The sequence below is a fragment of the uncultured Anaerococcus sp. genome (assembly GCF_937934665.1).
Taxonomy (GTDB): Bacteria; Bacillota; Clostridia; order Tissierellales; family Peptoniphilaceae; genus Anaerococcus.
Genome location: NZ_CALGYW010000124.1, coordinates 1 through 14,374 on the forward strand (window position 1 = coordinate 1; position 14,374 = coordinate 14,374).

Here is a 14,374-nt window from a genome sequence, read left to right on the forward strand (position 1 = left end):
ATCTGAAGAATCAGATCAAGATCCTTATGAAGAAGATTTGGATGAATTAGAAGAATCTGACGAAGAAGACTTGTCAGAAGAAGATGAAAACTAGGAGCAAGCTTTCAACAAGGAATAGAAAATGAAAAAAACTCGCAAAATACCACAAAGAAAATGTATTGTGTGTAATTCTCTAAAAGATAAGGGAGACCTTCTTAGGATTGTAAAAAACAAAGAAGAAGGCATCCTAATAGATGAAAGTGGAAAAGTAAACGGAAGAGGCGCTTATGTATGCAAGGATGAATCTTGCATCAAGGGCCTTAGGAAATCAAATAAGCTAAACCAAGCCTTTAAAATGAAAATAGATGACGATATTTATGAGGAGTTAGAAGCTTATGAAGTAAAATGAGGTGATTAGATGGCTGATAAAATAAGAGTATACGAATTAGCAAAAGAAAACGGATTAGAATCTAAGGAAATGATAAAGATTCTTAATGATGAATTTAACCTAGGTATTAAGTCTCACATGTCTATGATAAGTGGAGAAAATCGTAATTTAATAAACGAATACCTAAGTGAATTAAATGATGATTCTAGTGATAAAATTAGCAAAAAAGAAGAATTAAATAAAAAGCCTAAAGCAAAAGCAAAACAAGAGAAAAAAAGGGACAAGAAAATCGACCCTAAAAACATCCAAGAAGATGAAGAAGAAAAACCAGCAAAGAAGAATAGAAAAAAGAAAAACAAGAAGAGAAAATCAAAGAAGAGCAATAGGCAAGAGAAAAATATGAAAGCTAATAAAGAATCAAGAATAGAAATTCCAGAAACTGTAAATGTCAAAACATTTGCTGACAAACTTGGAGAAAGCCCAAACTCAGTAATAGGAAAACTAATAGGTCTTGGCACAATGGCAGGACTTAACGACCAGATAGATTTTGATACAGCAAACCTAATAGCCATGGAATTTGGCAAGGAAATCTTCCCAGAAGTAGCCTATGATGCCCTAGAAGAGCAATCATATGACCTAGATTATGAAGATAAGGAAGAAAACCTAGTGGAAAGACCACCGGTTGTATCAGTAATGGGTCACGTTGACCATGGTAAGACAAGTATACTAGATGCTATAAGAAATACTTCTGTAACTCGTGGAGAAGCAGGTGGTATAACCCAACATATTGGTGCTTATACAGTAAATATCAACGATAAGGATATTTCATTCCTTGATACACCAGGCCACGAAGCCTTTACAGAAATGAGAATGAGGGGAGCTAAGTCTACAGATATAGCAATCCTTGTAGTAGCTGCAGATGACGGTGTAATGCCACAAACAGTAGAGGCTATTAACCACGCTAAGGCTGCTGATATCCCAATAATTGTAGCAATCAACAAGATGGATAAGGAAGCAGCCGATCAAAATAGAGTAATGCAAGGCCTTATGGAATATGGTCTTGTACCAGAAGAATGGGGCGGAGATACCATCATGGTCCCAGTATCAGCTCATACTGGTGATGGCATTAAAGAACTATTAGAGATGGTTCTTCTTGTAGCTGAAGTTAAGGAACTTAAGGCAAACCCAAATAGAGATGCGGTAGGTATCATAATCGAAGCTCAACTAGATAAATCAAGGGGACCAGTTGCAACTGTTCTTGTACAAAAGGGAACCCTTCACCAAGGAGACTATGTAGTAACAGGTTCTTCTTCAGGTAGGATAAGAGCTATATTTGACTCCAAGGGAAAATCTATAAAAGAAGCAGGTCCTTCTATCCCAGCTCAAATACTAGGTCTATCAGATGTAGCTGAAGCAGGCGATAAGATTTACGCAGTAAAAGATGAAAAAATCGCCCGTGACTACGCAGATAGGGCAGCTGAGTTTAAGCGTGAAGAAAGACTAATAGCAAAAGCTAATACCAACCTTGAAGATATGTATTCAGATATCCAAGAAGGTGAATTAAAAGAGCTTAATATCATAGTTAAGACTGATGTTAAGGGAACAGTAGATGCTGTAAGCTCATCTTTAACAAAACTATCTAACGAAGAAGTAAAGGTTTCTGTAATAGCAGGGGCTGTTGGTGGTATAACAGAATCAGATGTACTTTTAGCCCAAGCATCAAATGCTATTATCATAGGTTTTAACGTAAGACCTACCCAAGGTGCCTTAGAAAGAGCAAAAGATAATAATATAGAAATAAGAACCTATAGTGTAATCTATGAAGCAATTGAAGATGTATCAAAGGCTATAGTAGGTATGCTAGATCCAGAATTTAAAGAAAATGTCCTAGGAAGGGCAGAAGTTAGAGATACCTTTAGAATTCCTGGAGCAGGTACCATAGCAGGTGTTATGGTTACAAATGGTATGGTAACTAGAAAATCAAAAATTAGACTTTTAAGAGATAACGTAGTTATCTTTGATGGTGATATATCATCAATGAAGAGATTTAAAGATGACGCATCAAAACTTCAAGCAGGCTATGAAGGCGGAATCGGACTGGAAAGATATAACGATATAAAAGTAGGCGATGTAATGGAAGCCTATGAAATGGTTGAAACAGAAAGAAGTTTATAGATGAATAAAAAAAGAACAGCAAGGATTTCATCTGAGGTCAAAAAGGAAATCTCTAAGATAATTAGAGATGACCTTAATGACCCAAGATTATCCACAGAAGCCATGGTATCAGTTACAGATGTAGAAGTTACCAACGACTTATCCTATGCTGATGTTTATGTTTCAGTCCTTGGTGATAACAAAAAGAAGGATGATGTAATGGAGGCTCTAAATCAAGCCAAGGGTTATATCAAAATCCTAATTGGTGAGAGAATGAGATTAAGGTCTATGCCAGAGTTTCGTTTTAAATTCGATAACTCTATCGAACATGGGGCCTACATGGATAAATTAATAGCAGAAACAATCGCAAAGGATCAGAAAGCAAATGAAGCTAGAAAAGATAAGTAAAGAACATTTAGAAACCTTTATAAAAATGGTTGACGAGGCAGAAACAATCGCCATAGCAAGCCACGTAAACCCAGACGGAGACAATCTAGGATCAAGTCTTGCTCTTAGGCGTTCCCTTGAAAAATATGGCAAGGATATTGAAGTAATAGCAATAGATCCAATTGATGATTACCTAAAGTTTTTGCCGGAACTTGACCAGTATAAGGAAGCGTCTAGAGACAAGTATGACCTATTTATAATTGTAGACTGCTCTGAATTTGATAGGATTGGTCATGCAACTGAAATTGCTAAAAGAAGTGATAAGACCATAGTTATGGACCACCACGTAGGAGGTAAGATAAACTGTGATCTAAATATGATCTATGACACATCACCTGCTACTTGTGAAATAGTCTATGAAGTAATAGATAGACTTGACTTGCCAATGGATGAAACCATCGGCACCCTATTATTTACAGGTCTTTGCACAGATACAGGTAGGTTTATGTATTCAAATGTAACAGAATACACCTTTAGAGCAGCAGGAAGTCTTATAAGTTCAGGTGTGGACTATGAATATATCTACAGAAATCTTTACCAATCCCGACCAGTATCAGTAATGCAGTTTCATAATGAAGTCATAGCTAAAGCTGAGTTTTTCGATAAAAAAGCCTTCGCTATTGCAAGCAAGGAACTGGTTAATAAACACAAAGTCCAAATGGGAGATGCTGAGTCTATTGTAAATAAACTTAGGGACCTTAAAGAAGTAAATGTGGCCATGATTGTAAAAGAATATGACGATGGAGAATACAAGGTGTCTTTAAGAAGTAAGACAGCCGACGTAGCAGCCGTAGCTAGGGCTAACGGTGGTGGTGGTCACATCAAGGCAAGCGGATTTTCTATCTTTGATGAAAGTCTAGAAGCTGCAAGTAAAAAAGCTCTAGCTATCCTAAAGGAAATAGATGCTTAAGGGAATCCTTAATGTAAATAAAGAAAAGGGAATCTCATCAGCCAGGGTAGTAAGTCTTGTAAGACGTGCCTTTGACATGAAAAAGGTAGGTCATACTGGCACTCTAGATCTAGAAGCAAGTGGAGTTTTACCAATAGTTATAGGTAAGGCAACCAGGGTTTCAGACTATATGATGACTAAGGATAAGGTCTATGAAACTGAGCTAATCCTTGGAGCAAAAACCGATACTCTCGATGCGGCTGGTAAGCTTATAGCGAAATCTCAAAAAGTTATTTACGAGGATCAATTTTTAGAAGTTATGAATACATTTAGGGGGGAGATAGAGCAGATCCCTCCCATGTATTCAGCCCTAAAGGTAAATGGCAAGAAGCTTTATGACCTAGCCCGAGAAGGCGTAGAAATTGAAAGAAAAAAACGTAAGGTTAATATCTATGATATTGACCTTTTAGATTTTGCTTTCCCAAAGGCAAGAATAAGGATTACTTGCTCCAAGGGAACCTACATCAGAACCTTAGTTGATGATATAGGAGAAAAACTTGGAACCTTCGCCTATGTTGATGAATTAATAAGGATAAGAGTAGGAGATTTGGATATAAAAGACGCTATAAAAAGCGAAGATCTCCTAAGTATGGCAAAAAAAGATTTATTAGAAAAGTTATATCCTATAGATACAGCCCTTAGAGACTTTGATAAGATAATCCTAGATAAGAAGTACTTATCTAACTTAATTAACGGGCAAGTTGTAGAAGTAAGAGAAAGTTATGGTAAAATTATAAGAGTTTATTGTGAAGATGAATTTATAGGTCTTGGCAATAGCTATAAGGAAAATAACAAAAATTTCTTAAAAATGGAGAAAGTATTTTATGAAAGATAAGATAAGAATATATGATTTAAATAGTGACCTACCTGATTTAGAAAAAAAGGTGGTAGCCCTAGGATATTTTGACGGAGTCCACCTCGGTCACCAAAAGCTAATGAAAAGAAATGTAGCCTTATCAAAAAAATACGGATACACCCCATCAATCCTTTTATTTAAGGAAAATACATCTACGACAGTTAAGGACGAAAACCACTATCTTTCAAGCCTGGAAGATAAGGTTGAAATCCTATCTAAGCTTGGAATTAAGACTTTTTGCCTGGTTGACTTTGATGAAAACTTTATGAAACTAACTCCCAAAGACTTCATAAAGACAATCATCGCTGAGAAATTAAACGCAAAGATAATTATAGTTGGAGATGACTACCGTTTTGGCTATAAGGCAAGTGGCAATGTAGCTACCCTAAGAAAATATGAAGATATCTTCGCCTATACTGCTGATATAGTAGAATTTGAAATGGAAGATGACCAGGAAAAAATTTCCTCAGGCCATCTAAGAGACCTAGTTAGACAAGGTGAAATTTCAAAAGCTAATAAATATCTAGGTAGGAATTATAAAATCCGTGGCAAGGTTGTTCACGGCAAGCAAAGAGGTAGGCTACTTAATTTTCCAACAGCAAACCTAAAGCCAAGCTTTCCCTATGTTGTACCTACTGATGGGGTCTACTTGACCCTTACCAACATTAGAGGCAAAGATTATTATGGTTTAACTAATATTGGCTCAAACCCAACCTTTGAAGAAGGCGATGATAAAAAAATTGAAACCTATATTTTTGACTTTAACCAGTCAATTTATGATGAAAATATCAGTATAGAGTTTATAGAGTTTTTAAGACCTGATTATAAATTTTCTTCAGCCGAAGAATTAATAGCCCAGATGAATAAGGATAAAAAAGAAGGTCTTAATTATATTGAAAATCACCTCAAATGATTTGGCAAATTATTAAGAGGGGTGTATAATAGATAAGGTAGCCTTGCTAGGTATATGAGACCTCGGCTAGTACGTGGCAGGGCCAGACTAAAATAAACGGAGGAAATTATGAACGCAGTAGAAAAACAAGAAATAATCAAAGAATACCAATTAGACGAGAAAGACACAGGTTCACCAGAAGTACAAATCGCTATCCTTACAAAGAGAATAGCTGACTTAACTGAACACTTAAAATCAAATAAAAAAGACCACTCTTCAAGACGTGGATTATATAAAATGATCAGACGTAGAAGAGGTATGCTTAACTATCTAAGAGATAATGATATTGATAGATATAGATCAATTATCGAAAGACTTGGACTAAGAGGTTAATTTTTTGGCGGGGATTTTCCCGCCTTATTTTGTATATAGGAGAGATAATGATCAAAAATTACAAATACACTTCAAAAAACGGATATGACTTTGAGGTAACTATTGGCAAGTATGCAGAACAAGCTAACGGAGCCTGCCTTATCCAAAGCGGGGATACTACACTTTTAGTAACTGCAGTTGCAAGCGACAAACCAAGAGAAGGGATAGACTTTTTCCCACTTATTTGTGACTTCCAAGAAAAATTATACGCAGTTGGTAAAATACCAGGTGGTTTCCTAAGAAGGGAAGGTAAGGCAAGCGATGAGGCTACTCTAATTGCCAGACAAATGGATAGACCTCTTAGACCACTTTTCCCAGAAAATTACTATAACGACGTACAAATTATAGCGACAGTCCTATCAATGGATCACGACCACCTTCCAGACCCTCTAACAACTATAGGAGCATCTATTGCTCTAGGTATTTCAGACATACCATTTGATGGTCCTGTTGGAGCTTGTATGGTAGGCAAGGTTGATGGCAAGCTTGTTATAAATCCAAAAGAAGAAGATAGGAAGAAATCTGACCTAGACCTAACTGTAGCAGGTAAAAAAGGTGCTATAAACATGGTAGAAGCTGGAGCAAATGAGCTTGATGAAAGTGAAATGCTTGAAGCTATGCTTCTTGCCCTTGATGAAATAGGAGAGATTTCTGACTTTATCCAAACTATAATCGATGATATAGGTCTTCCTAAAAAAGAAGTAGAAGAGCACGAAGAAACAGAGCTTGATAGGCTAATTTCAGATTCTTACGCAGAAGAAATCAAAGCTTCTATTAGGACAACAGATAAAACTGAAAGAGAAGATAATATCTTTAGAATTGAAGAAGAAGCTAAGGAAAAATTCTTAGAAGACTTCCCTGAAACAGAAGATGACATCCACAGAAGAATTGATGACATCATGAAAAAAGAAGTCAGAAGAATGATCTCTATTGATAAAATCAGACCAGATGGCAGGGACCTTACAGAAATAAGACCACTTTCTGCTGAAGCAGGAGTACTACCAAGAGTTCACGGTTCTGGCCTCTTCCAAAGAGGACAAACCCAAGTATTATCAGTTGTAACCCTAGGTTCTCCAGCTGATAGTCAATTAATAGATGGTCTAAATATCGAAGATATAGAAAAAAGATACATGCACCAATACAACTTCCCACCATTTTGTGTAGGAGATGTTAGACCACTTAGGGGACCTGGTAGACGTGAAATTGGTCACGGTCACCTAGCTGAAAGAGCCCTTGTGCCAGTTCTTCCTGATGAAAAAGACTTCCCTTACACAATCAGAGTAGTGTCAGAAGTCCTATCATCAAATGGGTCAAGCTCCCAAGCATCAATCTGTGGTTCAACCCTATCCTTAATGGATGCTGGTGTTCCAATTAAAAAACCAGTTGCAGGTATAGCTATGGGTCTGATTAAAGAAGAGGACTCAATGTCTATCCTTACAGATATCCAAGGTCTTGAAGACCACCTAGGAGATATGGACTTTAAGGTAGCAGGTACTCGCGAAGGTATCACAGCCCTACAAATGGATATGAAAATATCTGGTATAACAGAAGAAGTCTTAAGACAATCTCTAGCAGATGCTAAAGATGCTAGATTTAGAATTCTAGATGTTATAGAAGACGCTATTGATAAGCCTAGAGAAGATTTATCTGACTATGCTCCAAGACTATTTACTATTGACATAGACCCAGAAAAGGTAAGAGATGTAATAGGTTCTGGTGGAAAGAACATAAACAAGATTATAGATGCCACTGGAGTTAAAATCGAGACAGAAGATGACGGTCACATAACTGTAGCAAGTAATGACGGCACAAGTGGTAAGAAAGCTATAGAAATAATTAAGGCTATAGTAACTGATCCAAAGCCAGGTGATATTTTTGAAGGTACAGTTGTTAGAATTATGAATTTTGGTGCCTTTGTAGAAATAGCCATAGGTAAAGAAGGTCTCCTTCACATAAGCCAAATTGCCCACCATAGAGTTGGCAAGGTTGAAGATGAGCTAAAGGTAGGAGATAAGGTTAAAGTTCAGGTAAGTGAAATCGATAGACAAGGTAGGATTAACTTATCTAGAAAGGCCCTTCTTGAAAAACCAAAAAGAGAAGAAGATACAAAAAATGCTGAAGCGTGGCCAGTAGATGAGTCTCCATACAGAAAAAATAAATAAATTTAAAGGGGCTGTTGCAGAATGAATAAATCGTCCCGATATCATCATAGGGTCTCAATGAGCCGACGGGCTTTTTTCTCGTGAAGTTTCGCTTCTATGAGCCGGCGGGCTGGAATTGGCCTGCCGGCCTCAAGAGGCAAACTTTGAGAGGGAACCCTATGATGATGGGACGATAATTATTCACAATTTGCAACAGCTCCTTTTCTTTACTCAATTTTAACTTATAATGTATTGAGTTAGTAACGTGTAGAATTTTGTTTCAGAAATATCATTAATGTGTTACCATTAAATATATAAGAAATCATTATAGTACTTATGAAATAAGGGAAAGGAGGAGCTTTAAGAATCTTTTTGGCAAGGGAAAAGATTTATATAACTACAATTAGGATACTTATATTAGTGAAGTTTAACCTTGCAAAACTAAGGAATTGACCAAGGCATATAGGAATTATAATATTTTTTAATACAATTGGTCCAAAACTTAAGTTAAGTAGAAAGACAAATGTTCTTAAGTTATTAGTTTTTAAGAACGCTAGTTTAATCAAGAGGTAAAAAATGACAGTTAAAAAAGAAAAAATAACAGCTGCTAGGGTGATGAAGTTTTTAATCCCATCTATAATAGGTGTGCTTTTACTAATGACACCTTTTAAAAGAGCTGATGGCGGTTCAACTGTAGCAGTATCAGTAATATCAAATTTTTTAAACGAAACTATAAATAGGATTGTACCAATCCACTATGTAGCACTCGCATGTATCACAATTTCAACCTTACTTGCTCTTATATACACAGTTTCAAAACCGGATTTTATCGAAAAGTCACCTATTCTTAAGGAAGTATCAGATATAAATAAATTTTGGCTTTTTGCTAGAATTCTAGGTACTATAATTGGCTATATGACAGCTTTCAAACTTGGTCCTGAAATGATCTGGTCAGAAAACACTGGTGGCCTAATCCTATACGACCTAATAGGAGGCCTATTAACAATATTCTTAGTAGCAGGATTCATCCTACCATTTTTAACAGAGTTCGGTATCCTAGAATTTGTTGGTATTTTCCTATCAAAGATAATGAGACCAGTATTTAAACTTCCTGGTCGTTCAGCAGTAGACTGTGTGGCTTCATGGATAGGTGATGGTACTATAGGTGTGGCTCTTACTGCCAAACAATATGAAGAAGGAAACTACACTGAAAAGGAAGCATCAATTATTTCTACAACTTTTTCAGCAGTATCAATTACTTTCTGTATGGTAGTATTATCAAATATAAATATGGTTGATAGGTTTGGCCTATTTTATTTAGTAGTTGCAATTTCTGGTATTGTGGCAGCTCTATTAGTGCCACGTATCCCACCTCTTTCAAGAAAGAAAGATGTAAGACTAAAAGAACCAGAAAATCCAAACGAGGAAGCAGTTCCAGAAAACTTTACCAGATTAGAATGGGCTACCCAACTTGCAGTACTAAAGGCAGAGAAAAACCTAAATGTCAAAAACTTCCTAAGAAATGGTCGTGATACAGTACTAAGCCTATGGCTAGGTGTAACTCCAGTTATAATGGCGGCAGGTACTCTTGCTTTAGTCTTATCAGAATCAACTCCAATCTTTACCTGGCTTGGTATGCCATTTTTACCAATCCTAAAACTACTCCAAGTTCCAGAAGCAGCAGAAGCTAGTAAGACAATGGTAGTTGGTTTTGCAGACATGGTAGTACCTTCAATTTTAGCTGCAGATAGAATCACTTCTGAGTTTACTCAATTTGTAGTGGCAGCAGTATCTGTAACCCAGCTTATCTACATGTCAGAAACAGGTGCAGTTATCCTTGGATCAACAATCCCAGTTGACCTAAAAGATATCTTTATCCTCTTCTTAGAAAGAACTATAATTACTCTTCCAGTAATAGTAATTTTAGCTCACCTATTATTCTAAAAGTTAATGAACATAAATACTCTCTTAAATCATTTTTTGGTTAAGGGAGTATTTTTTATTAATATATGAAAAAATAGAAGAGGTTTTGGTATTATCTTTAGTAAGAACTGGTTCTCATCCTGACCTATTTAGATAATTTTGCACCTAAAAGACTAGGTGCTTTTTATTATAGATCTTACTAAAACATTTTAGTTAGATAAATTATATTTTGTTTATTTTTACTTTTTTTACCATATAATATAGGTGTGAGGTGTATATGACTAACAAGAATTCTGGGAGAGTTAGGAAGAAAACTAATACTAAGACTCCCAACAAAACTAAACAGAAAAAAATCAGAGAGAGATCTTTTGACCTTAAGACTTTTTCTATGGTTATTATGATTCTATCTGTTCTGATATTTATATTTATATTATCATCAAGCACAGGCCTTATTGGAGAAGCTTTGGCAAGCTTTTTTGAAAGTGTCTTTGGTAAGTTAAGTCTTGTTTTTCCTATTTTATTATTTGCAAGTTTTTACTTGGTATATAGGGAAAAGTTTAGAGAAAATCTAAGCCGTATGCTTCTAATTTATGGAATTTATTTACTAACCCTTGCCTTCTTATCTAAGGACTACATAAGAAATGAACTCGCTTGGTCGGTTGAATACTCAGCCTTTAAGGGAAGTTTAGGCGGAGGTTGGTTTGGTGGCCTCGTAGGGTTTTATATCTTAAACTTTATAGGGCATGTCGGCTTATATATTTTATATATAACTTTAATTGGCTCCTTAATAATAAATGTAAGTCCATATTCTTATAGAGAATTTTTCTTAAAAGTAAGAGACCTACTTATTATAGGAGGACTTGGTATAAAACACCTAAGCCAAAAAGCTTACGTAAATATAAAAGATAAGATAGGAGAAAGTAAGGCTAAGAAGAAGGAGGAGAAAAAGATAGAAGAAAAAGCCCCTCAAAGAAAGGCCATCAAGAAAAGACCAGCCAAGGATAGGGGAAATGACTTTAAAAAAGTAGAAGATACCCAGGATGAAAAGCTAATTAGAGACTATAAATCCAAGCAGGTTGAGTTTGCAGACATTAATGACGACTTAAAAAGAGAGTTTGCTAATTATTCTTATCCCCCAGTTAACCTATTAGAAGATATAGATACAGAAGCGGGGATTGATAATGAAGAAATAAGAGAGAAAGCAGATATCATTGAAGAAACCCTGGAGTCTTTTGGCATAGAAGGAAAAATTGTCCAAATAGATGTAGGTCCAACTGTTACCTGCTATGAATTAAAACCTGCCAGGGGAGTCAAGGTATCGAAGATTGTAAACCTAGCTGATGATTTATCCCTAAGCCTTGCTACATCTGGTATAAGGATTGAAGCGCCAATTCCTGGCAAGGCTCACGTAGGTATAGAGGTAGCCAATGACAAAAAAGAGGTGGTAGGCTTTAAGGAAATAATCTCATCTTCTAAGTTTATCAGGTCAAAATATGAGATACCCTTTGCCATGGGTAAGTCAATTTCTGGCGAAGTAATTATTTCAGCTATAGAAAAGATGCCCCACCTTCTAGTATCAGGGGCGACTGGATCTGGTAAGTCAGTTTGTATCAATACCATAATCATGTCTATCTTATATAAGCACAGCCCAGATGAGGTTAAGCTTTTACTTATAGACCCAAAGGTTGTTGAGCTTTCAATCTACAATGGGATCCCTCATTTAATAATGCCTGTTATAACTGATCCTAAAAAGGCATCGTCTTCTCTATTTTGGGCTATATCCGAAATGGAAAAAAGATACAAACTCTTTGAAGAAAACCATGTAAGGGATATTAAGGGTTATAAAAAAGCAGCAGAGACTGATGATTCCATGGAAAACCTGCCATATATCGTGGTAATCGTAGACGAGCTTTCAGATTTAATGATGACTGCAGCGAGCGAAGTAGAAGACTATATTACAAGGCTAGCTCAAAAATCAAGAGCTTGTGGAATCCACTTAATTATCGCAACCCAAAGACCAACAGTAGATGTAATCACAGGTACAATCAAGGCAAATATCCCATCAAGGATTTCCTTTGCTGTTACAAGCCAAATTGATTCAAGGACCATCCTTGATATGCAAGGGGCAGAAAAACTTCTAGGCAAGGGAGATATGCTTTATGCTTCCTCAGATTCTATGAAGCCAGTAAGGATCCAAGGAGCCTTTGTATCTGACGAAGAGGTCCTAAGTGTAGTAGAATATATAAAAGATAGTAGTGAGACAAATTATAATGAAGAAGCAATCGAAAAGGTAGAAGAAAATATCACAACAGACCTTGAAGATGAGGATGAACTAATAAATGAAGCGATAAAGGTCATAGTTGCAGACCAGACAGCCTCAGTATCCATGCTTCAGAGAAAACTTAAGATAGGCTATGCAAGAGCTGGAAGGATTATAGATCAGCTAGAGCAAAAGGGTATAGTAGGCGGATACGAGGGAAGCAAACCACGTAAGGTACTTGTTGATAGGACATATTTTGATGATTAATAGGAGAAAGAAATGAATATCGCAAATAAAGTTACAATGATAAGACTTATCTTAATTCCAATTTTTGTAGGAGTTTTTTATCATTATGGTACGTCCCATAATATAGCGGCAATCTTATTTATGATTGCATCCCTAACTGATGCTGTAGATGGCCACCTTGCAAGAAGTAGGAATTTAATTACTAACTTCGGTAAGTTTGTAGATCCTCTTGTAGATAAGGTTCTTACGATGGCAGCCTTTATAGTTCTTGTGGAAGCGGGCACAATACCTGCTTGGGCAGTTATTATTATAATTGCAAGAGAATTGATAATAACAGGTTTTAGGACTCTAGCAGCTGATATGGGCATCACTATTGCAGCATCTATGTGGGGTAAGGCAAAAACAACAAGTCAGATGATATCCCTAGTTTTACTCCTCCTTCATAATGATGCCCTTAATAAATTTGGTATATACGTATTTTATATAGCAGTAATTTTGACAGTTATATCTGGACTTGATTATTTAATCAAAAATAAAAAAGTTTTAGATTTAGAAAATATATAGAACTTCATTTTTTGAAGTTTTATATTTAATCCGGGAAAATGTTCGCAAAAAAAATAGTGCTTTGGTATAATGGAGTTGAAAGATGATACTTGCTTATATAAATAAGAAATATAGAAAGAAGTCTTATATGAAAAAAGCAAGGAAGATACCTGTTATAAGTATTCTGTTGTTCATGTTATTTGCTAATACGGTTGCTCTTGCTGTAACAGAATATGTTTCTAATGGAATATGGAAATATGGCAAAAGTGTTGGATTTGGATATTCTGATTATTTTCATTCTTCATATAATCATCACTCAAGCGTTGTTAATCCTAAAAAAACAAAGGATAATATCGATAGAGACACTGCGCTAGCAGGTGATTGGTCAAACGCAAAGTATGTTAAAGTACCACCAACTGGTCTAGAATATTATTACGGATTCGATTGATAGATGGAATTTAATAGGACTCTGTGTACGCAGAGTCCTATTACTTCAGGAGAATGTTATGAAAAAAATTAGTAAATTAATTCTCATTATAATAATTACGTGTATCAGTATCCTATGTATAAGTATTTTTACTGAAGACGAGTACTATAGACTGAGGCATATGGAAGATGAAATTAGTCAAGACAAAATATATTTAAGAGGAGAATCTATCGAAAGTTCAAAGTTACTCGATAAGTTTAACGATTTATCAGAGAAATATAAGGTATCAATTGTTAAAACGACTGTTACAGATAATTATAACAAACTATTAATGATAAATGAAGATACTTTTCCCTACGATAGATTTGGAGGTTATTTTGATAAAGATGGTCTTCCTAAAAATCTTCCTGTATTCATGAATATAGGAAAACTTATGCTAGTTGATATGAAAAGCTATTATGATTTAACTGGAGAATCTATAAATGGTGAATATACGATTGTATCAAATGCTGATTATGATAAAGAAGGATTTTTAGATGAGCTATCGCATTTTCTTTCTACTAGTAAAAATGATTTAACTGAGAAAAAATATGGAAGTGGATATACATATATTAACAATACGTCAATATTTGCATCAGTAGCTATAATTGTTTTTTGGTTAGCTTTAATGTTAATTTCTGTAGATCATCCCTTAGTCAATATGGATAAAATAGGGATTTTTAAGCTTTTAGGCATAA

General features: G+C 35.6%; 13 protein-coding genes. All 13 read left to right on the forward strand.

What is annotated here, in order from left to right:
* Window positions 1-121: 121 nt before the first annotated feature.
* Complete coding sequence (locus tag Q0410_RS06530; protein WP_299034549.1) at window positions 122-388, forward strand: RNase P modulator RnpM; 267 nt, start codon at window positions 122-124, stop codon at window positions 386-388.
* Between the two features lie 9 nt (window positions 389-397).
* Window positions 398-2,542 carry a translation initiation factor IF-2 gene (gene infB, locus Q0410_RS06535; protein WP_299034552.1) on the forward strand — a complete coding sequence of 715 codons (2,145 nt, stop codon included), beginning with the start codon at window positions 398-400 and terminating at the stop codon, window positions 2,540-2,542.
* Window positions 2,543-2,929 carry a 30S ribosome-binding factor RbfA gene (gene rbfA, locus Q0410_RS06540; protein ID WP_299034555.1) on the forward strand — a complete coding sequence of 129 codons (387 nt, stop codon included), beginning with the start codon at window positions 2,543-2,545 and terminating at the stop codon, window positions 2,927-2,929.
* The gene (locus Q0410_RS06545) at window positions 2,907-3,878 is read left to right on the forward strand and encodes a bifunctional oligoribonuclease/PAP phosphatase NrnA (protein WP_299034558.1); all 972 of its coding nucleotides are present in this window, start codon (window positions 2,907-2,909) and stop codon (window positions 3,876-3,878) included. Before rbfA ends, Q0410_RS06545 begins: the two co-directional genes overlap by 23 nt.
* A complete protein-coding gene (gene truB / locus Q0410_RS06550) occupies window positions 3,871-4,752 on the forward strand; it encodes a tRNA pseudouridine(55) synthase TruB (RefSeq protein ID WP_299034561.1) in 882 nt (293 codons plus the stop codon). The genes Q0410_RS06545 and truB overlap by 8 nt, the downstream gene beginning before the upstream one ends.
* Window positions 4,742-5,686 carry a bifunctional riboflavin kinase/FAD synthetase gene (locus tag Q0410_RS06555; protein WP_299034564.1) on the forward strand — a complete coding sequence of 315 codons (945 nt, stop codon included), beginning with the start codon at window positions 4,742-4,744 and terminating at the stop codon, window positions 5,684-5,686. Before truB ends, Q0410_RS06555 begins: the two co-directional genes overlap by 11 nt.
* A 105-nt stretch (window positions 5,687-5,791) precedes the next feature.
* Window positions 5,792-6,058 carry a 30S ribosomal protein S15 gene (gene rpsO, locus Q0410_RS06560; RefSeq protein ID WP_299034583.1) on the forward strand — a complete coding sequence of 89 codons (267 nt, stop codon included), beginning with the start codon at window positions 5,792-5,794 and terminating at the stop codon, window positions 6,056-6,058.
* A 47-nt stretch (window positions 6,059-6,105) separates the two neighbouring features.
* Entirely contained in the window at window positions 6,106-8,259 is a 2,154-nt protein-coding gene (locus Q0410_RS06565; RefSeq protein ID WP_299034566.1) for a polyribonucleotide nucleotidyltransferase, read from the forward strand.
* Window positions 8,260-8,814: 555 nt separating this feature from the next.
* Window positions 8,815-10,182, forward strand: coding sequence for a YjiH family protein (locus Q0410_RS06570; RefSeq protein ID WP_299034568.1), 1,368 nt, complete (start codon window positions 8,815-8,817; stop codon window positions 10,180-10,182).
* A 256-nt stretch (window positions 10,183-10,438) separates the two neighbouring features.
* Window positions 10,439-12,688 carry a DNA translocase FtsK gene (locus tag Q0410_RS06575; RefSeq protein WP_299034571.1) on the forward strand — a complete coding sequence of 750 codons (2,250 nt, stop codon included), beginning with the start codon at window positions 10,439-10,441 and terminating at the stop codon, window positions 12,686-12,688.
* A 12-nt stretch (window positions 12,689-12,700) separates the two neighbouring features.
* The gene (pgsA, locus tag Q0410_RS06580) at window positions 12,701-13,231 is read left to right on the forward strand and encodes a CDP-diacylglycerol--glycerol-3-phosphate 3-phosphatidyltransferase (RefSeq protein WP_299034574.1); all 531 of its coding nucleotides are present in this window, start codon (window positions 12,701-12,703) and stop codon (window positions 13,229-13,231) included.
* 82 nt (window positions 13,232-13,313) lie between these two features.
* Window positions 13,314-13,658 carry a lactococcin 972 family bacteriocin gene (locus Q0410_RS06585; protein ID WP_299034577.1) on the forward strand — a complete coding sequence of 115 codons (345 nt, stop codon included), beginning with the start codon at window positions 13,314-13,316 and terminating at the stop codon, window positions 13,656-13,658.
* Window positions 13,659-13,818: 160 nt separating this feature from the next.
* The coding region (locus Q0410_RS06590) for a hypothetical protein (protein WP_299034580.1) at window positions 13,819-14,374 on the forward strand (556 nt) is incomplete at its 3' end.

Coding starts and splice junctions, on each gene's coding strand:
- Q0410_RS06530 (WP_299034549.1), top strand. CDS start 122: ATGAAAAAAACTCGCAAAATACCACAAAGAAAATGTATTGTGTGTAAT.
- infB (WP_299034552.1), top strand. CDS start 398: ATGGCTGATAAAATAAGAGTATACGAATTAGCAAAAGAAAACGGATTA.
- rbfA (WP_299034555.1), top strand. CDS start 2,543: ATGAATAAAAAAAGAACAGCAAGGATTTCATCTGAGGTCAAAAAGGAA.
- Q0410_RS06545 (WP_299034558.1), top strand. CDS start 2,907: ATGAAGCTAGAAAAGATAAGTAAAGAACATTTAGAAACCTTTATAAAA.
- truB (WP_299034561.1), top strand. CDS start 3,871: ATGCTTAAGGGAATCCTTAATGTAAATAAAGAAAAGGGAATCTCATCA.
- Q0410_RS06555 (WP_299034564.1), top strand. CDS start 4,742: ATGAAAGATAAGATAAGAATATATGATTTAAATAGTGACCTACCTGAT.
- Q0410_RS06565 (WP_299034566.1), top strand. CDS start 6,106: ATGATCAAAAATTACAAATACACTTCAAAAAACGGATATGACTTTGAG.
- Q0410_RS06570 (WP_299034568.1), top strand. CDS start 8,815: ATGACAGTTAAAAAAGAAAAAATAACAGCTGCTAGGGTGATGAAGTTT.
- Q0410_RS06575 (WP_299034571.1), top strand. CDS start 10,439: ATGACTAACAAGAATTCTGGGAGAGTTAGGAAGAAAACTAATACTAAG.
- pgsA (WP_299034574.1), top strand. CDS start 12,701: ATGAATATCGCAAATAAAGTTACAATGATAAGACTTATCTTAATTCCA.
- Q0410_RS06585 (WP_299034577.1), top strand. CDS start 13,314: ATGATACTTGCTTATATAAATAAGAAATATAGAAAGAAGTCTTATATG.